At 71.2% G+C, this 18823-nt stretch carries 21 protein-coding genes; 14 read left to right on the top strand and 7 right to left on the bottom strand.

What is annotated here, in order from left to right:
* Positions 1-15 precede the first annotated feature (15 nt).
* Together H1W00_RS01935 and H1W00_RS01930 are read right to left on the bottom strand one after the other, a co-directional pair.
* Positions 16-2148 (bottom strand): RNA degradosome polyphosphate kinase, encoded by a 2133-nt coding sequence (locus H1W00_RS01935; protein ID WP_181753159.1) that lies wholly within the window; start codon positions 2146-2148, stop codon positions 16-18.
* Positions 2149-2187: 39 nt separating this feature from the next.
* Positions 2188-2376 (bottom strand): hypothetical protein, encoded by a 189-nt coding sequence (locus H1W00_RS01930; protein ID WP_181753158.1) that lies wholly within the window; start codon positions 2374-2376, stop codon positions 2188-2190.
* 131 nt (positions 2377-2507) lie between these two features.
* On the opposite strand from H1W00_RS01930, the gene H1W00_RS01925 reads away from it, so the two are divergent.
* Positions 2508-3539 (top strand): alpha/beta hydrolase, encoded by a 1032-nt coding sequence (locus H1W00_RS01925; RefSeq protein ID WP_181753156.1) that lies wholly within the window; start codon positions 2508-2510, stop codon positions 3537-3539.
* Position 3540: 1 nt separating this feature from the next.
* On the opposite strand, the gene mshD is transcribed toward H1W00_RS01925, so the two are convergent.
* Together mshD and H1W00_RS01915 are read right to left on the bottom strand one after the other, a co-directional pair.
* On the bottom strand, positions 3541-4335 hold the full coding sequence (gene mshD, locus H1W00_RS01920) for a mycothiol synthase (RefSeq protein ID WP_181753154.1): 795 nt from the start codon (positions 4333-4335) through the stop codon (positions 3541-3543).
* Positions 4332-5759 carry a carboxyl transferase domain-containing protein gene (locus tag H1W00_RS01915; protein ID WP_286930999.1) on the bottom strand — a complete coding sequence of 476 codons (1428 nt, stop codon included), beginning with the start codon at positions 5757-5759 and terminating at the stop codon, positions 4332-4334. Before H1W00_RS01915 ends, mshD begins: the two co-directional genes overlap by 4 nt.
* Before the next feature lie 73 nt (positions 5760-5832).
* Between H1W00_RS01915 and H1W00_RS01910 the strand changes: the two genes are divergently transcribed.
* On the top strand, positions 5833-6885 hold the full coding sequence (locus tag H1W00_RS01910; RefSeq protein ID WP_338072796.1) for a mannose-1-phosphate guanylyltransferase: 1053 nt from the start codon (positions 5833-5835) through the stop codon (positions 6883-6885).
* A gap of 3 nt (positions 6886-6888) precedes the next feature.
* On the opposite strand, the gene manA is transcribed toward H1W00_RS01910, so the two are convergent.
* Positions 6889-8100, bottom strand: a complete 1212-nt coding sequence (gene manA, locus H1W00_RS01905) for a mannose-6-phosphate isomerase, class I (protein ID WP_241732804.1) — start codon at positions 8098-8100, stop codon at positions 6889-6891.
* A 24-nt stretch (positions 8101-8124) separates the two neighbouring features.
* On the opposite strand from manA, the gene H1W00_RS01900 reads away from it, so the two are divergent.
* Positions 8125-8883: an HAD-IIB family hydrolase gene (locus tag H1W00_RS01900; RefSeq protein WP_338072795.1), complete on the top strand. Its 759-nt coding sequence runs from the start codon at positions 8125-8127 to the stop codon at positions 8881-8883.
* Between the two features lie 26 nt (positions 8884-8909).
* Here H1W00_RS01900 and H1W00_RS01895 read toward each other — a convergent pair whose 3' ends face one another.
* Positions 8910-9665, bottom strand: a complete 756-nt coding sequence (locus H1W00_RS01895) for a winged helix-turn-helix transcriptional regulator (protein ID WP_181753144.1) — start codon at positions 9663-9665, stop codon at positions 8910-8912.
* Between the two features lie 236 nt (positions 9666-9901).
* Here H1W00_RS01895 and H1W00_RS16920 point away from each other — a divergent pair, with 236 nt between their 5' ends.
* From H1W00_RS16920 to H1W00_RS01845, 10 genes are all read left to right on the top strand, one after another.
* Entirely contained in the window at positions 9902-10255 is a 354-nt protein-coding gene (locus tag H1W00_RS16920; protein ID WP_181753142.1) for a thioredoxin domain-containing protein, read from the top strand.
* A gap of 209 nt (positions 10256-10464) precedes the next feature.
* Positions 10465-10905 carry a DUF4395 domain-containing protein gene (locus H1W00_RS01885; RefSeq protein WP_181753140.1) on the top strand — a complete coding sequence of 147 codons (441 nt, stop codon included), beginning with the start codon at positions 10465-10467 and terminating at the stop codon, positions 10903-10905.
* A 52-nt stretch (positions 10906-10957) separates the two neighbouring features.
* Positions 10958-11806, top strand: a complete 849-nt coding sequence (locus H1W00_RS01880; RefSeq protein WP_181753138.1) for a sulfurtransferase — start codon at positions 10958-10960, stop codon at positions 11804-11806.
* Between the two features lie 2 nt (positions 11807-11808).
* Complete coding sequence (locus H1W00_RS01875) at positions 11809-12105, top strand: DUF1416 domain-containing protein (RefSeq protein WP_154595992.1); 297 nt, start codon at positions 11809-11811, stop codon at positions 12103-12105.
* A 212-nt stretch (positions 12106-12317) separates the two neighbouring features.
* Positions 12318-12854, top strand: a complete 537-nt coding sequence (locus H1W00_RS01870; protein ID WP_181753136.1) for a TasA family protein — start codon at positions 12318-12320, stop codon at positions 12852-12854.
* 107 nt (positions 12855-12961) lie between these two features.
* On the top strand, positions 12962-13600 hold the full coding sequence (locus H1W00_RS01865) for a signal peptidase I (protein WP_181753134.1): 639 nt from the start codon (positions 12962-12964) through the stop codon (positions 13598-13600).
* 88 nt (positions 13601-13688) lie between these two features.
* A complete protein-coding gene (locus H1W00_RS01860) occupies positions 13689-15545 on the top strand; it encodes an Ig-like domain-containing protein (RefSeq protein WP_181753132.1) in 1857 nt (618 codons plus the stop codon).
* Positions 15545-15937 (top strand): hypothetical protein, encoded by a 393-nt coding sequence (locus H1W00_RS16350; RefSeq protein WP_181753131.1) that lies wholly within the window; start codon positions 15545-15547, stop codon positions 15935-15937. Before H1W00_RS01860 ends, H1W00_RS16350 begins: the two co-directional genes overlap by 1 nt.
* Before the next feature lie 2 nt (positions 15938-15939).
* A complete protein-coding gene (locus H1W00_RS16915; RefSeq protein ID WP_181753129.1) occupies positions 15940-16641 on the top strand; it encodes a response regulator in 702 nt (233 codons plus the stop codon).
* Positions 16634-17905: a sensor histidine kinase gene (locus H1W00_RS01845; RefSeq protein WP_181753127.1), complete on the top strand. Its 1272-nt coding sequence runs from the start codon at positions 16634-16636 to the stop codon at positions 17903-17905. Before H1W00_RS16915 ends, H1W00_RS01845 begins: the two co-directional genes overlap by 8 nt.
* On the opposite strand, the gene H1W00_RS01840 is transcribed toward H1W00_RS01845, so the two are convergent.
* On the bottom strand, positions 17870-18337 hold the full coding sequence (locus tag H1W00_RS01840) for an adenylyltransferase/cytidyltransferase family protein (protein ID WP_181753125.1): 468 nt from the start codon (positions 18335-18337) through the stop codon (positions 17870-17872). The genes H1W00_RS01845 and H1W00_RS01840 overlap by 36 nt on opposite strands.
* Positions 18338-18409: 72 nt before the next feature.
* Here H1W00_RS01840 and H1W00_RS01835 point away from each other — a divergent pair, with 72 nt between their 5' ends.
* Positions 18410-18823 (top strand): CoA-binding protein, encoded by a 414-nt coding sequence (locus H1W00_RS01835; RefSeq protein WP_181753123.1) that lies wholly within the window; start codon positions 18410-18412, stop codon positions 18821-18823.

Here is an 18823-nt window from a genome sequence, read left to right as displayed (position 1 = left end):
TGACAGTGTGCGCTCTCAGGCCCGTGACCGGCGAGAGCGTGCCCGCTCGATGAGGAGCTCCTGGACGTTCGCGCCGACGACGCGGGTCCATGCCCCGTCCGGTCCCAGGTGCCACGCGAGGGTCTCGTCCGACACCATCGTCTCCAGCAGGCCGGCCAGCTGGTCGACGTGGGCCTGCGACGGCACCCGCACGAGCACCTCGACGCGGCGGTCGAGGTTGCGGTGCATGAGGTCGGACGAGCCGATCCACACCTCGCGGTCGTCGCCCACGCCGAAGACGAACACGCGGCTGTGCTCGAGGAAGCGCCCCAGGACGCTGCGCACGCGGATGCGCTCGGACAGGCCCGGCACGCCGGGGCGTAGGGCGCAGATCCCGCGGATGATGAGATCGACGCCGACGCCGGCGCGGGACGCCTCGTAGAGCTTGTCGATGATCGCCTCGTCGACGAGGGAGTTGAGCTTGAACGCGATGTGCGCGGGCTTGCCCTCGCGGTGCCGCCGGATCTCGCGGTCGATGCGGTCGACCAGGCCCGACCGCAGCTCGCGCGGGGCGACGAGCAGGGAGTCGTAGTCGCTGGTCATCGCGAATCCGGAGAGGCTGTTGAACAGCTCGGTGAGGTCGTGGGTGATCTCGCGGTTCGAGGTCAGCAGGCCGAAGTCCTCGTAGTGGCGGGCGGTCTTGGGGTTGTAGTTGCCGGTGCCGATGTGGGCGTAGCGGCGCAGGCCGTCGGGCTCGTCGCGGATCACCAGGGCGAGCTTGCAGTGCGTCTTGAGGCCGACGAGCCCGTAGACCACGTGGCAGCCGGCGCGCTCCAGCTTGCGGGCCCAGCGGATGTTGGCCTGCTCGTCGAAACGCGCCTTGATCTCCACCAGCACCAGCACCTGCTTGCCCGAGCGGGCGGCGTCGACCAGCGAGTCGATGATCGGGGAGTCACCCGAGGTGCGGTAGAGCGTCTGCTTGATCGCCAGCACGTGCGGGTCGGCAGCGGCCTGCTCGATGAACCGCTGCACGCTCGTGGCGAACGAGTCGTAGGGGTGGTGCACCAGCACGTCGCGCTTGCGCAGCGCGCTGAACATGTCGGCCGGGCTCGAGGTCTCCACCTCGGCGAGGTGCTCGTGCGTGCCCGGCACGAACGGCGGGAACTTCAGGTCGGGACGGTCGTTGTCGGCGATCTCGTTGAGGCTGCGCAGGTCGAGCGGGCCGCTCAGGCGGAAGACCTCCTCGTCCGAGACGCCCAGCTCGCTGACGAGCAGCTCCAGGACGGCGTCGGACATGTTCTCGTCGACCTCGAGCCGCACCGGCGGGCCGAAGCGACGGCGCAGCAGCTCCTTCTCGAGCGCCTTCAGCAGGTTCTCCGCGTCGTCCTCCTCGACCTCCAGGTCCTCGTTGCGCGTGACGCGGAACGTGTGGTGGTCGATGATCTCCATGCCCGGGAAGAGGCTGTCGAGGTTGGCGGCGATGACGTCCTCGAGGGCGACGTAGCGGCCGTCGGAGGCCTTGGTCCACCGCTGGATCACCGGGGGCACCTTGACCCTGGCGAAGTGCTCCTTGCCGGTGCGGGGGTTGCGCATCACGAGCGCGATGTTGAGCGACAGGCCCGAGATGTAGGGGAACGGGTGGGCCGGGTCGACCGCCAGCGGCGTCAGCACCGGGAAGACGCGGTGGTGATAGAACTCCGTGATCCGGCCGCGCTCCTCGTCGGTGAGCTCGTGCCAGCGCAGCAGGTGGATCTGCTCCTCGGCGAGCGCCGGCATGATCGAGTCGTGCAGCAGGCGCGCCTGGCGCTCCATCAGCACGCGGCTTGCCTGGAGGCTGGACGACAGGACGTCGCGGGGGTTCAGTCCGCTCGCGGAGGGGACGGCCACGCCGGCGGCGATGCGCCGCTTGAGGCCGGCGATCCGCACCATGAAGAACTCGTCGAGGTTGCTGCCGAAGATCGCCAAGAAGCGCGTGCGCTCCAGCAGCGGGAGGGACTCGAGCTCGGCCAGCTCCAGCACGCGTGCGTTGAACGCGATCCACGACAGCTCGCGGTCGAGGAAGCGGTCGTCGGGCAGCCCGCCGTCGTGCGCGTCGTAGGGCGGATCGACGTCGAACTCGTCGGGGGAGGACGCGAGCGGCTCGGGGACCGTCAGGTCGGTGGTCTCCATGGGCTCACGATGACACGGGAAGGTGACGGGACGGTGAACTCAGCCGAGCGCCTGGACCATGAGGTAGGCGCCGCCGGCGATCGCGGCCCACAGCGGGACCGAGAGCAGGACGAGGAAGAGCATGGAGCGGCGGAAGCCGGGGCGGGCCACCGGAGTCTCGCCCAAGGGCGCGGCCAAGCTGGGCTGCGGGTCCCTCTGGTCGACCTTGAGTGCTTTGGCAGTGCCCATCGACTTGTCCTCTCGTCGCCTACGAGACGTGGTGTCGTCCCCTTCATGATGCGCCATGTCCCAAGAAAAAGCGCGCCAATGGTCGGATCGGCGTGACTGGGGTGACGGATGGTGCTGCTACGTTCGCCCCCATGAGCGTCTCAGGACGGGCCCGGAGGGCCGCTGTCGCCGCCGTCGGCGCGGCTCCCAGGCCGCTGAAACGGGTCGCCTTCGGCCGGCCGGTCCGGCACGGCGACCAGGTGCTGCACCCCGACATGCAGGCCCTGCTGGCGCTCCTGCGACTCGAGAATCCCGACCCCGCCGCCACCCCGATCAGCCGTCAGCGACGCGACCTGGTCCGCGCCGATCGGCTGCTCGGTGGCGCCCAGCCCATCGGCGCCGTCACCGAGCGGCAGATCGCCGGTCCCGCCGGCCCGCTCCGGCTCCGGTTCTACACGCCGCGGGACCTGCGCGGGCCCTCGCCCGCGCTCGTGTGGTTCCACGGCGGCGGCTTCACCCTCGGTGACCTGGACAGCCACGACGCGGTGTGCCGCTACCTGGCGGAGCAGGCGATGGTGCGCGTCGTCGCGGTGGACTACCGGCTCGCTCCCGAGCACCCGTTCCCCGCAGCCGTGGACGACTGCCTCGCGGCGTGGATCTGGGTCTGCGAGAACGCGTCGGGCCTGGCGCTCGACCCCGACCGGATCGCGGTCGGCGGTGACAGCGCCGGGGGCAACCTGGCCACCGTCGTGGCCCAGGAGATGGTCCGTTCCGGCGGGCCGGTGCCGCGCTTCCAGCTGCTGGTCTACCCGGTCACGGACTTCACCACGATCACGCGCAGCCGGCGCGAGTTCGGCCACGGGTACTTCCTGACCGAGGACCTCATGGACGAGTTCTCCGGTGCGTACCTCGCCCGCGGCGAGGACCGCTCGGACCCACGGATCTCCCCGATCCGGGGCGACCTGCACGACCTGCCGCCCGCGCACGTCGTCACCGCGGCCTTCGATCCGCTGCGCGACGAGGGCGAGGCCTACGCCGAGGCGCTGCGCGAGGCCGGGGTCCCGGTGACCGCCCAGCGTGAGGAAGGGCTGATCCACGGCTTCGCGACGATGGTCGGGTTCGGCACGGCCGCGCCGGCCGCCGTGCGCAGGATCGCCGCCGAGCTGCAGCGCGGCCTGGTCTGACTCAGTCCTGCGTGGCGTAGAGGACGTCGCGTGCCTTCTCGGTGAACCCGAGGCGCCGGTACACCGCCAGCGCCGGGTCGTTGTCCCCCTCGACGTACAGGTCGATCTCCGCGACGTCCTGCGACCACAGGTGGCGCAGCCCGACGGCGGTGAGGGCGGTGCCCAGCCCGCCGCCGTGGGCGGACGGATCGACGCCCACCACGTAGACCTCGCCGACGCCGTCCTCGACCTTGGTCCAGTGGAATCCGACCACCGCGCCGTCGCGCTCGGCGACGAACAGGCCGGCGGGGTCGAACCACGCCTGGGCGCGGCGCCGGTCGAAGTCGGCGCGGTCCATCGCACCCTGCTCCGGGTGGTGCGCGAACGCGCGGGCGTTCACCGCGACGACGGCGTCGGCGTCGGCCTCCTCGAAGGGCCGGATCGAGACACCCGCGGGCAGCCGGGGCTCCTCGACCTCACGGTCGGTGGTGGTCAGCACGAGCAGCGTGCGCACGGCGCGCAGCCCGGCGGCCGCGGCGAGGGCCTGGGCGCCCGGCAGGTCGCCGTGGGCCCAGAACCGGGTCTCACCGCGGGCGACCAGGTCGTCGACGAGCGCGCGGCCTCGGCCCTGGCGGCGGTAGCGCGGGTGGACGACGAACTCGACGGGGGCGTCGCCGACCGCGACGGCACCCACGACCTCGTCGTACCGCTCCAGGCGCAGGGCAGTGCCGTCGCGCAGCGCGATGGTGGTGGCCTCGTTGAACGGAGCGACGCCGTCGGCCTCGAGGACGGCCTCGGCCAGGTCGAGGAGCGTCATGCCTGCCCCCTCAGCTCACGCAGGTGATGGGCCACCTCGGCCGCCATCGCCCGGGCGAAGGACTCGGGGTCGTCGTCGTCCGGCTCGGGCACGAGGTGGTGCACCGCGCCGGACTCGTGGAGGTCGAAGGCGCTGATGCGCTGCTCGGCGGACAGCTGGGCGGCGTGGTCGACGTCGCCGAAGACGATGGCACTGGCGCCCTCGGGCGGCAGTGGCGAGAGCCACGAGTTCTCGGCCGCGATCGTGCGGGAGGCCGGCAGCAGCGCCAGCGCGCCGCCCCCGCAGCCCTGGCCCAGCAGCACCGAGACGGAGGGGACGCGCATCGTCGACATCGAGCTGATGCAGCGGGCGATCTCGCCCGCGATGGCGCCCTGCTCGGCATCGGGGGACAGCTCGGCCCCCGGGGTGTCGATGAACGACACGAGCGGTAGGCCGAGCTCGTTCGCAAGCTTCATGCCGCGCCGGGCCTCACGCAGCGCCGCGGGGCCCATCGGCTTGATCCGGCTCTGGGTCGTGCGGTCCTGACCGATCACGACGCAGGGCTCGCCGTCGATCCGGGCCAGCGCGACGATCATCGCGGCGTCGCGCTCGCCGCGCTCGGTGCCCTGCAGGCGGATGATCTCGTCGCAGCCCCAGCGCAGCACCTCACGGACGCCGGGGCGGTCGGGGGTGCGGGTGAGCAGCACCGAGTCCCACGTCTCGTGGCGGCGCTCCGTCGCGCCCGGACGCCGGGCCCGGGTGGACTCCCTCGGCGGGTCGATGAGGATCGACAGCGCCGTGTCCACCATGAACGGCAGCTCCTCGGGCATCACGACGGCATCGATGATGCCGCGGTTCGCGAGGTTGTCCGAGGTCTGGATGCCGGGCGGGAAGGGAGCGCCGTTGAGCAGCTCGTAGACCTTCGGGCCGAGGAAGCCGATGAGGGCGCCGGGCTCGGCGATCGTGATGTGGCCGAGCGATCCCCACGAGGCGAAGACGCCGCCGGTGGTGGGGTGGCGCAGGTAGATGAGGTAGGGCAGGCCGGCCGCCTTGTGGTCCATCAGCGCGCGGGAGATGTCGACCATGCGGACGAACGCGGGCGTGCCCTCCTGCATGCGCGTGCCGCCCGAGGCGGTGGTGGCCAGCACGGGGATCCCCTCGGCGGTGGCGCGTCGCACGGCGCGCACGATGCGCTCGGCCGCCACCTGCCCGATCGATCCGGCGAGGAACTTGAACTCGTTCACCAAGACGGCCACCGGCCGGCCTCGCATCAGGGCGCGACCGGTGATGATCGACTCGTCGGTGCCCGCGCGCTCGGCCGCGGCCAGCAGGTCGGTGCGGTAGGGCTCGGGGTGCACGGTGTGGTCGACCGGCTCGTCCCACGACTCCCAGGATCCGGGGTCGAGGACGAGGTCGATCAGTTCACGGGCGGTGAGGCGGGACACGGCACCCAGTATGGCTGGCCCGCGCGCTGTCGACCCGTTACGCCGTCCCTCGTGGACCACTACAGTGACCGCCGTGTCCACGTTCCACGCCATCATCCCGGCCGGCGGCGCCGGAACCCGCCTGTGGCCGCTGTCGCGGAAGGCCCGGCCGAAGTTCCTGCTCGATCTCGAGGGCACCGGCCGCACGCTGATCCAGCAGACGTGGGACCGGATGCTGCCGCTCGCGTCGGTCGAGCACATCCACGTGGTGTCCGGCGCGGCGCACGGCAGCGCGATCGCCGCGCAGCTGCCCGAGCTCGTGAACCTGCTGCTCGAGCCGTCGCCGCGCGAGTCGATGCCGGCGATCGGTCTCGCCGCCGCGATCATCGAGCGCGCCGACCCCGACGCCGTCGTGGGCTCGTTCGCCGCCGACCACCGCATCCCCGACCCCGACCGCTTCGCCGACGCCGTGCGCGAGGCGATCGCCGTGGCCGAGCAGGGCTACATCGTCACGATCGGGATCGAGCCCACCGAGCCGTCCACCGCGTTCGGCTACATCGCGTCGGGCGACCCGCTCGAGGGGTTCGGCTCGGCCCGGGCGGTGCGCAGCTTCGTGGAGAAGCCCGACGAGGAGACCGCGCGCGGCTACCTGGCCTCGGGCGACCACGTGTGGAACGCCGGGATGTTCGTGGCCCGCGCGTCGGTCCTGCTCGACTCGCTAGCACGCTTCCGGCCCGAGCTCGCCGCCGGCCTCCGGGCGGTCGCGGCCGCGTGGGGCACCCCCGCCTTCGTGGCCGAGCTCGGTCGCACCTGGCCGACGCTGGAGAAGATCGCCATCGACCACGCCGTCGCCGAGCCGGTGGCCGCGGAGGGCGGCATGGCGGTCGTCCCGGCCACCTTCGGGTGGGACGACCTCGGCGACTTCGCCTCCATCGCTCCGCTCGGCTCGTCGCCCGACGTGCTCTGGGTGGACGCCGACGGCGTGGCCCGGGGGCAGGAGGGCGTGCAGATCGCCGTGCTGGGCCTGCGCAACGTGGCCGTCGTGCAGACCGACGACGCCGTGCTGGTGCTCGACCTCGCCCAGTCGCAGCGGGTCAAGGAGATCGTGGCGCAACTGCCCGGGCTCGACCGCGCCGACCTGCTCTGATCCTCAGGGGATCGCGCGTACGGGCCGGTGGCCCACCAGGTCCTTGAGCTCGGAGTCGGGCGTGCCGGGACCGGGCAGGTAGATCTGGGCGATCTCGCCCGTGCCCACCAAGGTGAGGTCGCCGTCCTCGGCATCGGTGTAGACCGTCTCGCCGCGGCTCAGCGGAACCTTCTCGCCGCGCGAGTTCAGCAGCTGCACGGCACCGCCGATGCACATGACGATCGAGTGCGCGGCGGCGATGATCGAGACGCCGTCGGGGTCGGCGGGGGACACCTGGGTGACCGCGAGCGCGAACTCCTCGACCTCCGGGTGGTAGACCTCCGTGGAGAACGAGGGGTACCCCGGCTCGACCCGAGCGACGCGGGCCATGCCGGCCTCGAGGCAGCGGATGAGGCCCTCGGGGTCGAGCGCCTTGCGGGTGAGTCCGGCGCGCATGACGTTGTCGGAGTTGACCATGGCCTCCAGGCACAGGCCCGACAGGTGCGCGTGGATGACGCCCGTGCCCAGGAACATCGCCTCGCCCGGCTGGAGCGTGAAGCGGTTGAGCAGCAGCGAGACCACGATGCCCACGTCGTCGGGATGGTGCCGGGCGATCATCGCCGCGGTGCTGTAGGCGCGCTTGATGTCGACGCCGTCGTGCACGAGCGCCTTGCACTGGATGACGACCTGGGCGATCTCGGCCGGCGGCGGGGGCGCGATCAGCAGGTTCTCCAGGACGCGGACGATGCCCTTGAAGCCCGTCTTCGCGCGCAGGGTGGCGGACGCGGCGTTGATCGTGGGGGTGTCGAGCTGGGAGAAGACGCGCAGGATCTCGGCGGTGGGGCGGAAGCCCACGAGGGTGTCGAAGGTGCTGAGCGCGTAGACCATCTCGGGCTTGTGGTTCGGGTCCTTGAACACGCGCTGTGGCGAGTCCAGCGGCACGCCGGCCGCCTCCTCGCGCGCGAATCCCTCGCGGGCCTCGGCCTGGCCGGGGTGCACCTGGATCGACAGCGGCTGCTCGGCCGCGAGGATCTTGAGCATGAAGGGGATCTCGCCGGCCACGTCGGACAGCGGGCGCAGGCCCTCGGGCGTCTCGACCTGCGAGGGGGCCAGGGGATGGGTGCCCAGCCACATCTCGGCGACCGGTTCCCCCGATCCCGTGCGCCCCAGGAATCGAGGAATGTCACTCGTGGAGCCCCAGTCGTACGCCTGGGTCATGTTGTGCAGACGGCGCATGTACTCAACAGTAGACTCCCTCGCGTGTCCGGACCCCGACTCGTCGCCTTCGATCTCGACGACACGCTCGCCCCGTCGAAGTGCGCGATCCCCGAGGCCATCGGCGACCAGCTCGTCCGGCTCGCCGAACGCGTCGAGGTGGCGATCATCTCCGGTGGCCAGCTGGAGCAGTTCCGCAAACAGGTCGTGGAGCAGCTGCCGCCCGCTCCCGCCGAGGTACTGGAGCGGATCCACCTGCTGCCCACGTGCGGCACCCAGTACTACCGGCTGCGCGGCGACGAGATCGTCACGGTCTACGCGCACGCCCTGACCGAGGACGAGCGCGATCGCGCGCTCGCCGCGGTCGAACAGGAGGCGAAGCGCCTCGGCCTGTGGGAGTCGCAGACCTGGGGCGACATCCTGGAGGACCGCGGCTCGCAGATCACCTTCTCCGCGCTCGGTCAGAAGGCGCCGATCGAGGCGAAGATGGCGTGGGACCCCGACGGGAGGAAGAAGGGCGCACTGCGCGACGCCGTCGCCGCCGTGCTGCCCGATCTCGAGGTGCGCTCGGGCGGCTCCACCTCGGTCGACATCACCCACCGCGGGATCGACAAGGCCTACGGGATGAAGCAGCTGGCGGACGCCACCGGCATCAGCCTCGACGACATGCTGTTCGTCGGCGACCGGCTCGACCCCGAGGGCAACGACTACCCGGTGCTGGCGCTCGGCGTCCCGTGCCACGCGGTCGAGGGCTGGCCCGACACGGTGGAGTACCTCGACGAGCTCATCCCCACGCTGGGCTGAGCCACGCTCACTCGCCGGGGCGCGGATCAGGCGCGGCCCGCGACCTGACGGCGCGCGGACTCCTGGCGCTCGGCGGCGCGCTCGGCCGCGACCTCGCCGGACTCGCGGCGTGAGACGAACCGGTAGCCCACGTTGCGGACGGTGCCGATGAGCGTCTCGTTCTCGGGGCCCAGCTTGGCGCGCAGGCGGCGGACGTGGACGTCGACGGTGCGGGTGCCGCCGAAGTAGTCGTAGCCCCACACCTCCTGCAGCAGCTGCTGACGGGTGAACACGCGGCCCGGGTGCTGGGCCAGGAACTTGAGGAGCTCGAACTCCTTGAACGTCAGGTCCAGGACGCGACCGTCGAGCTTGGCGGTGTAGGTGACGTCGTCGACCACGAGGCCGCTGGCGCTGATGATGTGGCTGTCGTCCTCGGACTTGTCGCCGTCGGCGGCGACGCGGCCCATGGCCAGCCGCAGGCGGGCCTCCAGCTCGGCAGGACCGGCGGTGGTGAGGATGACGTCGTCCATGCCCCAGTCGGCGGCGGCGACGGTGAGGCCGCCCTCGGTGAGGATGAGCACGAGCGGGCACTCGATGCCGGTCGTGCGGATCACGCGGGTGAGGCTGCGGACCTGCGCCAGGTCGTGGCGGCCGTCGACCAGGACGGCGTCGCACGGGGGCGCGTCGATGAGGGCGCTGGCCTCCGCGGGCAGGATCTTGACGTGGTGGGGGAGCAGCGCGAGCGAGGGCAGGACCTCGACCGAGGACTGCGAGCTCTTGGTCAGCAGCAACAGGTGGGACACGTGATTGGCCTCCTATACACGTCGAGGCCCCGACGAACGCACCGTGTTCATCGAAGCCTCATTGCCTCGTCGACCATACTTCATGTCACGGGGCTGTGACGAGCGGCGCTCCATCAGTGAGAACCACGTCACACCGATGTCACACGGGGAACGAACCGAGGAGGAGAGCCGGTGGACGGAGTCGAGGTGCTCCTGGTGGCCGTCGTCGTGGCGGTGGTCCTGGCCGCCGCGATGCAGTGGAAGAACGGCGGTTCGCCGGATCGTCGGGCGACGACGAGGACGGGCGACTGAGCCCCGACGACCTCGGCGTGCCGCTGGGGGGGCGGGCCACGCTGGTCCAGTTCTCCAGTGCCTTCTGCGCCCCGTGCCGTGCCACCCGGCAGGTGCTGGGGCAGGTGACCGCGCTCGTCCCGGGCATTTCCGCCGTGGAGATCGACGCGGAGTCCGAGCTCGATCTCGTCCGTCGGGTGGGCGTGCTGCGAACGCCCACGGTGCTGGTGCTCGATGCCTCGGGCCGCATCGTGGAGCGCGCCTCGGGAGCTCCGACGCGCGACCAGGTGCTGGTGGCGCTGGACCGCGCCCTCGCCTGAGGTGTCTCATCTGACGGACGTTCGTCTCGCTGGATGAGATTCAGCGGAGGTCGGGTGTGCCCTACCGCCTACTGTGGGCGCATGTTCACGACACACCTCACCCGACGCCGCGCAGTGGACAACTGCCGCACGCGTTCGGCGCTGTGTCGTCTGCGCTGACACCTCCGCCCGTACGTTCGTCAGCCCTCCCTCCTGTTCGGAGAACCTCCATGCCTCACGACACCTCCGTCGTCGATCCGCGCGCGCTCCGCTTCACCGCCGCGATCACCGCCGCCGTCCTGGCGCTGGTGCTCGTGCTGCCGTCGCCGTGGCGCGAGGCGCTGCTGGCCGTCCAGGCCGTCGTCTTCGCGCTCGGGGTGTTCGTGTCGCTGTCGGCGTCGCCGTGGGCGTGGCTGTTCCGCACCGCCGTCCGGCCGCGGATCGGGTCTCCCGCCCGGACCGAGGACTCCCGCCCCCCGCGCTTCGCGCAGGCGGTCGGCCTGGCCTTCACCCTGATCGGCCTCGTCGCCCTCGCGACCGGCCTGACCGCCGTCGGCCTCGTCGCCGTGGGCTTCGCCCTCGTCGCCGCCCTGCTCAACGCCACCACGGGCTTCTGCCTGGGCTGCGAGCTCTACCTGACCACCCGCCGCCTCGCCAGGCCACTGGCATGAGCGCCTGAACCGCACGTCGCAACCACCACTCCGCAGAGGAAAAGGAACCACCATGAGCCGCGAGACCGCACTCGTCACCGCCGACTGGGTCGAGGAACACCTGAACGACGAGAACGTCGTCCTCATCGAGGTCGACGAGGACGTCGAGGCCTACGACAAGGGCCACATCCCCGGCGCCATCAAGCTGGACTGGAAGAAGGACCTGCAGGACGGCGTCCGCCACGACTTCATCAGCAAGGACCGCCTCGAGGCCCTGCTGAGCGAGAAGGGCGTGTCGAACGACGACACGGTCGTCTTCTACGGCGGCAACAACAACTGGTTCGCGGCCTACGCCTACTGGTACCTCAAGTACTACGGCCACACCGACCTGCGCCTGCTCGACGGCGGCCGCAAGAAGTGGGAGCTCGACAGCCGTGAGCTGACCGACGAGGTCACCACGCGCCCGGCCACCACCTACACGGCGCAGGAGCCCAACGAGGACATCCGCGCCTACCGCGAGGAGGTCGTCGAGGCCATCGGCACCAAGAACCTCATCGACGTGCGCAGCCCCGACGAGTTCGCCGGTCGCCTGCTCGCCCCGGCGCACCTGCCCCAGGAGGCCGCGCAGATCGGTGGCCACATCCCCACCGCCGGCAACGTGCCGTGGAGCAAGGCCGCGAACGACGACGGCACGTTCCGCAAGGACGAGGAGCTCTCGGCGCTGTACGCAGGCGCCGGCCTCGACGAGGGCAAGGACACCATCGCGTACTGCCGCATCGGCGAGCGCAGCTCGCACACGTGGTTCGTGCTGAGCGAGATCCTCGGCTACCCCAACGTCAAGAACTACGACGGCTCGTGGAGCGAGTACGGCTCGCTGCGCGGCGTGCCGGTCGCCCTCGGCGACGAGCCCGGAAAGGCCTGACCATGTGCGGAGCGATCAAGGGCGGACCGAGCCTCGAGGGCGTCGACGTGACGAACCAGGCCGTGATCCAGGGAGTCGTGCTGCGCGACGAGCAGCCGGTGGGCAACGCCTACGTGCGCCTGCTCGACCGCAACGGTGAGTTCACCGCCGAGGTGCCGACGTCGGCGACGGGCCAGTTCCGGTTCTTCGCCGCGCCCGGCACCTGGACGCTGCGCACGCTGGCGCCGCGCGCGGAGGTGGTCGACTCGCAGGTGGTCGCCGCCAAGGGCTCGGTCGCGGACGTGGCCGTCGCCATCTGACCCAGCAGCACCGTAGGGCCCCGGGAGTGATCTCCCGGGGCCCTTCGTCATGCGTGTGGACCTGGTGGCGCAGCGGTGGACAAACGGTGCCGAAGTGGGGACCGGCGGTGGATTCCACGTGGACATCGTGTGGATCTGGCCTCCGTAGCGTTCTTCTTGTCAACCCAGCCAGGCCGCAGAGCGCGGCCGGCACCCGAACACAGGAGAAGCACATGCGCACCAGCCGTTCCACCAAGGTCCTCGTCCCCCTCGCCACGCTGCTGGCCGCCGGCGTCATCGCCGTGGGCTCGGGTGCGACCTTCAGCTCGACCACAGGCAACACCATCAGCGCCGCCACCTCCGGCACGCTGACGCAGAGCAACTCCAAGGCCGGCCAGGCGGTCTTCAACCTCGACAACCTCAAGCCGGGCGACGTCCTCAACGGCTCGCTCAAGCTGACCAACACCGGCACGCTGCCCGCGAACTTCTCGCTGACCGAGGTCGCCTCCACCAACGGCTTCGACGGCGAGAACCTCAAGCTCGTCATCAAGAACACGACGAAGAACACGACCGTCTACTCGGGCACCTTCGGCGGCCTGGCCGACGGCACCAAGAACACGCTCGGCACGTGGGCCGCCGGCGAGGCGAACGACTACACCTTCACGGTCACCCTCGACCAGGCCGCGTCCAACACGCAGCAGGGCAAGGCCGCGACCGCCACGTACACGTGGGACGCCGTCCAGCTGGACGGGACCACCACCAACCAGTGACGCCCCGCTCCGGGGAACTGGGTTGACGGCAGGGCGTCGTTCGGGCGCCCTGCCACCCAGCCCGGAGCACACCGACCCACCAGAACCGATCGACGAAGGAGTCCCAGATGAAGCACCTCACGCGAGCAGCCCGCCTGCTCGGCCGTGGCGTCACGACGCTGCTCCTGCTCGTCGTCACCGTCGCCAGCGTGGCCTACATCGCCCCCAGCCTGTTCGGCTTCGAGCGTTACGTCATCACGGGCGGCTCGATGTCCGGCACGTTCGAGAAGGGCTCGATCGCCTTCGAGCGCCCCGTGCCCGTGGCCGACCTCGCCGTCGGCGACGTCATCACCTACCTCCCCCCGGCGGACAGCGGCGTCTCGACGCTCGTGACGCACCGCATCACGCAGATCGAGCCCGGCGAGAGCGGCGCCCGCCTCTTCACGACCCAGGGCGACGCCAATCCCGACCCCGACCCGTGGGAGTTCAGCCTCCTCTCGGGCACCCAGCCGGTCGTGGAGCAGACCGTCCCGTACGTCGGGTACGCCTTCATGGCCCTGGCCGACCGCGAGACCCGGATGCTCGTCACCGGCGTGCCGGCCGGGCTCATCGCGCTGATCGCCCTGGTCGATCTCGGCCGCGCCCTGCGTCGCCCCGAGGACGACGACGCCCCCGCGCCGCTGACCCCCACCGCCGGCGCCCCGGCGAAGAAGGCCGGCGCTCGGGCCATCCCCGTGGCCGTCGTCGGCCGCCACGCGCTCACCTGAGTCGTCACCGCGCCCTGCAGCGAAGTGTGGAACTCCCGAGGATCTCGTGTGGATCGCCCGTGGAGCGCTGCTCCGTAGCGTTGACCCCATGAACCGGAACCAGAAGGCAGGTGGACCCGTGCGCATCGACTCCGCGCGTCGTTCCCTGACCCTGCTGGCCGTTCTGGCCCTGCTCGCGGTGGCCGCCTTCATCTCCCCGGGCTTCTCGTCCGCGACCTTCACCTCCACCACGCAGGGCACCGCCACCGTGCGCGCCGCCGCGGACTGGACGCCTCCGACCGTCGCCGTGACGTCCCCCGGCACGGCGGTCCAGGGCGCGGTGACGATCGAGGCGCAGGCCTCCGACTCCGGGCTCGGCGTCAAGGACGTCACGGTCGAGTACAGCCCCGCCGGATCCGGCACCTGGACCGCGCTGTGCACCGACGCGACCGCCCCGTACTCCTGCGCGTGGACCACCACCGCACTCGCCGACGGCCGCTACGACCTCCGGGCCCGCGCGACCGACCTCGCCGGGTACGAGACCACGTCCGACTCCGTCCGCACGGCCGTCGCGAACAAGCTGCTCGTCGTGATGAACGACCCGGGCGACACGGTCCGCGGCACGGTGCAGCTCTCGGCGGGCGTCTTCAACACGGGCACGCTCAGCCACACGGTGCGCCTGCAGTACCGACTGGTGGGCGCCTCCACTTGGTCGACCGCCTGCTCGAACCTCGTCTCTCCCTACACGTGCTCGTGGAACTCGGCCGCCGTCGCGTCCGGTGACTACGAGTTCCGCGCCCAGCTCACGGCCGGCTCGACCACCACCACGTCGGAGGTCGTCACCGACGTCACCGTCGACAACGTCGCCCCGACCGTCACGATGACCGACCCCGGCACGCCGCTGAGCGGCACGCGCACCTTCGCCGCGACGGCCGCCGACGCCCACTCCGGCGTCGCCACCGTCGAGCTCCAGTACGCGGCTTCCGGCACCACCACGTGGAAGTCGCTGTGCACGATCGAGGCCGAGCCGTGGTCCTGCCGCGTCGCCACCACTGCGCTGACGAGCGGCACCTACTCGTTCCGCGCGGTCGCCACCGACGAGGCCGGCAACACGACGACCTCGGCCGCCGTGGCGAACCGCGTCGTCGACAACACGGTGTCCTCGGTGTCGCTCGACGACCCCGGCGCGCTGCTGAGCCGCACGGCCACGCTCACCGCCGTCGCCAGCTCCACCGCCGGCGTCACCTCGGTGCGGATCCAGTACGCCCCGACCGGCGGCTCCACCTGGACCGATGTCTGCACCGACACCACGTCGCCCTACACCTGCTCGTGGGACACCACGAAGGTCGCCAGCGCCGTGTACGACCTGCGCGCAGTCCTGCTCGACGGCTCCGGACGGACGACGATCTCCGCTCTCGAGACGGTGCCGGTGGACAACAGCCCCCTCGCGGGAGCCGACGTCCAGACCACCAACGGCTCGGGCAGCACCGCCGGCCTGCCGGGTGCGAACGACACGATCACCTTCACGTACACCGCGCAGGTCAACCCGGCCTCGGTCATGGCGGGCTGGAACGGGTCGGCCACGAACGTGCAGGTCCGGCTCCGCGACGGCAACCTGCCGGCGCTGCTCCGCGGCAGCAAGGGCGACACGCTCGACGTCCTCAACGGCAGCACCGTGCTGGGCCTGGGCTCGGTCAACCTCAAGGGCGACTACGTCCGCCTGCTGCGCACCGTGAGCCTCAACGCGACGATGACCGCCAACACCACGACGGTGAACGGCCTGGAGCGCACGGTCGTGACGCTGAAGCTGGGCACCTTCGCCAGTGGCAAGGCGAGCGACCTACGGACGAACACCACCGCCGCCGCGATGGTGTGGACCCCGAGCAACGCGGCCACCGACCTCTCGGGCATCCGCTCCTCCACCGCCAACGTCACCGAATCCGGCACCGCCGACAAGGACTTCTGATGCGACGCCTGCGCACGACCGCCTCTCGCTGGGCCGCGGCCGCCTGTCTGGCGATCGGTCTGGTCTACCTCACGCTGATCCCGGCGGCACCGTCACGCGTCTACGTCGTGATGGAGATCGTGATCGCCGCGGTCGCCGGTCTCACCGCCGTGAAGATGTGGATGCACAACTGCTTCGAGTCGCACCTGGGCGCCGGCGCGCTCGTGGCCGCGACGGCGGGCAGCAGCCTGCTGGCCATGACGGTGGGACTCCCCGGCGACGGTGGGGGCGACCTCTCGGCCACCCGCTTGGTGCTGATCCTGCTCAGCGTGGGGGTCGTGTGTCTGCTGGTGCAGGACGGGCGCGTGCGACGGGAGCACGCTCGTCACACGCGTCGGCCCTATGCTCGGTGATCGTGGCCACCCAAGTGCTCGTCGTCGAGGACGACGACAAGATCGCCCCGCCCCTGGTCCGCACGCTCGAGCGTGAGGGCTATGTCGTCGAGTGGGTGGCCGAGGGCATCACGGCGGTCGAGCGGATCGCGCTGGGCGACCTCGACCTGGTGCTCCTGGATCTCGGCCTGCCCGACATCGACGGGCTCGAGGTGTGCCGCCGGGCTCGCGAGGGCGGCTACCGCGGCGGCATCATCATCCTGACCGCTCGCGACGGCGAGCTCGATCGCGTGGTGGGCCTCGACGTCGGCGCCGACGACTACCTGTCCAAGCCCTTCGCCCTGGCCGAGCTCCTCGCCCGGGCGCGCGCCCTGCTGCGCCGCAGCGCGCCGGTGGAGCCGGCCGCGCCCGCTCCCGCGGCGCCGGGCGCGTCCGGCCTGCGCGTGGACCCGGCCTCGCGCCGCATCTGGGTGAACGACGCCGAGGTGGCCGTGACGTCGAAGGAGTTCGACGTCCTCGTCCTGCTCGACGAGGTGCGGGGAGCGGTGGTCACCCGCGAGCGCCTGACCAGCGACGTCTGGGACGAGAACTGGTTCGGCTCGACGAAGATGGTCGACGCCACGGTGGGCCGCCTGCGTCAGAAGCTCGAGGACGCCGGTGCGCCGGTGCAGATCACGAACGTCCGCGGCGTGGGCTTCCGGCTGGAGGACCAGGCCGATGCGTGAGCGGCTGGTCGTGGCCCTCGTGGGCATGACCGCGGCGATGCTCGCCCTCTACGGCATCCCGCGCGCCTACATGCTCGCCGACCTCGTCACCTCGTACGAGGAGCGCAAGATCGAGCGGGCCGCCGACCAGCTGGCCGCCGTCGTCGACGAGCGGCGCAAGAACGACTCCGCGGTGGACGTGGAGTTCCTCAGCGGCTTCCTCAGCGAGGCCGAGACACTGACCTACGAGCCCGAGACCGGGTCTCCCGTCGTCGCCGGGCCCGAGGTCGACCCCGCGGACGACATCGTGGCGAAGCGCGACCTGGAGGACGGCGGGACGCTCACGCTGTCGCGGTCGCGCGACCTCATCGAGGAGCGGATCTCCGACGCGCTCGTGCCGCTGATCCTCATCGGCCTCAGCCTCGTGGCGATCGCCGCGGCCTTCGGCTACGTCCTGGCGCGGCGGCTGTCGCGGCCCTTCGACGAGCTCGCCGAGGCGGCCGACCGGTTGGGCCTCGGACGCTTCGACGTGGATCCCCCGCACTACTCGATCCCCGAGGCCGAGGCGATCGGCGCCGCTCTGCGGACGAGCTCCGCCCGGCTGGGCGAGCTCGTGCGTCGGGAGCGCGAGTTCGCGGCCAACGCCTCGCACCAGCTGCGGACGCCGATCACGGCGCTGCGCCTCGAGCTGGAGGACCTCTCGATGTGGCCGCAGACGCCGCCCGAGGTCGCCGAGGAGCTCAATCGCTACCTGCCTGAGCTCGACCGGCTGAGCAGTGCGATCGACGAGCTGCTGGGTCTGGCCCGGGGTCAACGACTGGGCGACGCCTCCGACGTCGACCTGAGCGAGCTGGTGAGTGACGTGGTCGCTCGCTGGAAGCCGATCGTCGCACCCGACAACTACATGGTGCACCAGATCGAGCGGGGCCAGGTCTTCGCTCGCGTCGTCCCGGGGCCGGTGGTGCAGATCCTCGACGTGCTCATCGAGAATGCGTCGAGCCACGGCGTCAGCCCGGTCACCGTCGAGGCCAGGGACACCGGCTCCTACGTGGAGATCGTGGTGGCCGACCGCGGGCGCCGTACCTTCGGGAACGAGATCTTCAACCGCGGCGCCAGCCGCAAGCAGGGCGACGTGGGCGGTCTCGGACTGACGATCGCCGCCGACCTCGCGAGCACGATGGGCGGCTACCTCGAGCTCGTCGGGGCCGAGCACACCACCTTCCGGCTGCTGCTGCCGGGCCTCGGCGAGTCAGGTGAGGTCGCGGTAGTGGTCGAGCAGGCGTGAGAGGACGCCCAGCGCGTCCTGCATCTCCTCGATGTGTGCCGGGTCCAGCACGCGCAGCATCTCCTTGAGTCCCGTGGTGGAGATGCCCTTCGTGCGGGGGAGGTACTCCACGCGGCACAGGTCGGAGAGGTCGTCGAACTTGCCCGTCCAGTCGTCGCCCATGACGAACACGTCGACCTCCTGCTCGACGATGTCGCGGCGCTTCTGCTCCCACGACTCCTCCGGCAGGACCAGGTCGACGCCCTTGATGGCGCCCACGATCGCGGCGCGATCGGCGTAGGGGACCACCGTGCTCTTGCCCTTCCCGGCGTTGAAGTCGTCGGTGGAGACCCCGACGACGAGCCGGTCGCCCATCGAGGACAGGCGCTCCAGCAGGCGCAGGTGGCCGATGTGGAAGAGGTCGAAGGTTCCGTAGGTCAGGACGGTCGTCACGCGTTCAGGATACGGACGGGGCGGGGGCCCTCCCGACCGGCGCGCACGGGCGGTCGAGGTTACGGTCGGAGCATGACCGACTGGCAGGATCCCGCCGCCGTTTCCCTCATGCTCGACGACCTCGACACGTGGGCCGTCGTGGGGTTGTCGAACAACACCTCGCGCACCGCCTACTCGATCGCGCAGCTGCTCCAGCGGCGCGGCAAGCGCATCGTGCCCATCCACCCCGACGCGCCGGTGGTGCTGGGGGAGCAGGGCTACGCGACGCTGGCCGACGTGCCGTTCCCGATCGACGTCGTCGACGTCTTCCGCCGCTCCGAGGAGGCCGGGCCGTTCGCCGACCAGGCCGTGGAGATCGGCGCGCAGGCGGTCTGGTTCCAGCTGGGGGTCATCGACGAGGCCGCCTTCGAGCGCACGATCGACGCCGGTCTGGCCATGGTGATGGACACGTGCCCGGCGATCGAGTGGAACCGCCGGAGCGCCTAG

Origin of the sequence: Aeromicrobium phoceense, from assembly GCF_013868155.1 — a bacterium.
GTDB classification, from domain to species: domain Bacteria; phylum Actinomycetota; class Actinomycetes; order Propionibacteriales; family Nocardioidaceae; genus Aeromicrobium; species Aeromicrobium phoceense.
Note: the sequence above shows the minus strand (reverse complement) of the source record. Positions and strands in the feature narration are given on the sequence as shown.

Bases quoted from the DNA above. Each gene is read 5' to 3' on its own strand.
- H1W00_RS01935 (WP_181753159.1), bottom strand. From the start codon at position 2,148: ATGGAGACCACCGACCTGACGGTCCCCGAGCCGCTCGCGTCCTCCCCC.
- H1W00_RS01930 (WP_181753158.1), bottom strand. From the start codon at position 2,376: ATGGGCACTGCCAAAGCACTCAAGGTCGACCAGAGGGACCCGCAGCCC.
- H1W00_RS01925 (WP_181753156.1), top strand. From the start codon at position 2,508: ATGAGCGTCTCAGGACGGGCCCGGAGGGCCGCTGTCGCCGCCGTCGGC.
- mshD (WP_181753154.1), bottom strand. From the start codon at position 4,335: ATGACGCTCCTCGACCTGGCCGAGGCCGTCCTCGAGGCCGACGGCGTC.
- manA (WP_241732804.1), bottom strand. From the start codon at position 8,100: ATGCGCCGTCTGCACAACATGACCCAGGCGTACGACTGGGGCTCCACG.
- H1W00_RS01885 (WP_181753140.1), top strand. From the start codon at position 10,465: ATGCCTCACGACACCTCCGTCGTCGATCCGCGCGCGCTCCGCTTCACC.
- H1W00_RS01880 (WP_181753138.1), top strand. From the start codon at position 10,958: ATGAGCCGCGAGACCGCACTCGTCACCGCCGACTGGGTCGAGGAACAC.
- H1W00_RS01875 (WP_154595992.1), top strand. From the start codon at position 11,809: ATGTGCGGAGCGATCAAGGGCGGACCGAGCCTCGAGGGCGTCGACGTG.
- H1W00_RS01870 (WP_181753136.1), top strand. From the start codon at position 12,318: ATGCGCACCAGCCGTTCCACCAAGGTCCTCGTCCCCCTCGCCACGCTG.
- H1W00_RS01865 (WP_181753134.1), top strand. From the start codon at position 12,962: ATGAAGCACCTCACGCGAGCAGCCCGCCTGCTCGGCCGTGGCGTCACG.
- H1W00_RS01860 (WP_181753132.1), top strand. From the start codon at position 13,689: ATGAACCGGAACCAGAAGGCAGGTGGACCCGTGCGCATCGACTCCGCG.
- H1W00_RS16350 (WP_181753131.1), top strand. From the start codon at position 15,545: ATGCGACGCCTGCGCACGACCGCCTCTCGCTGGGCCGCGGCCGCCTGT.
- H1W00_RS01845 (WP_181753127.1), top strand. From the start codon at position 16,634: ATGCGTGAGCGGCTGGTCGTGGCCCTCGTGGGCATGACCGCGGCGATG.
- H1W00_RS01835 (WP_181753123.1), top strand. From the start codon at position 18,410: ATGACCGACTGGCAGGATCCCGCCGCCGTTTCCCTCATGCTCGACGAC.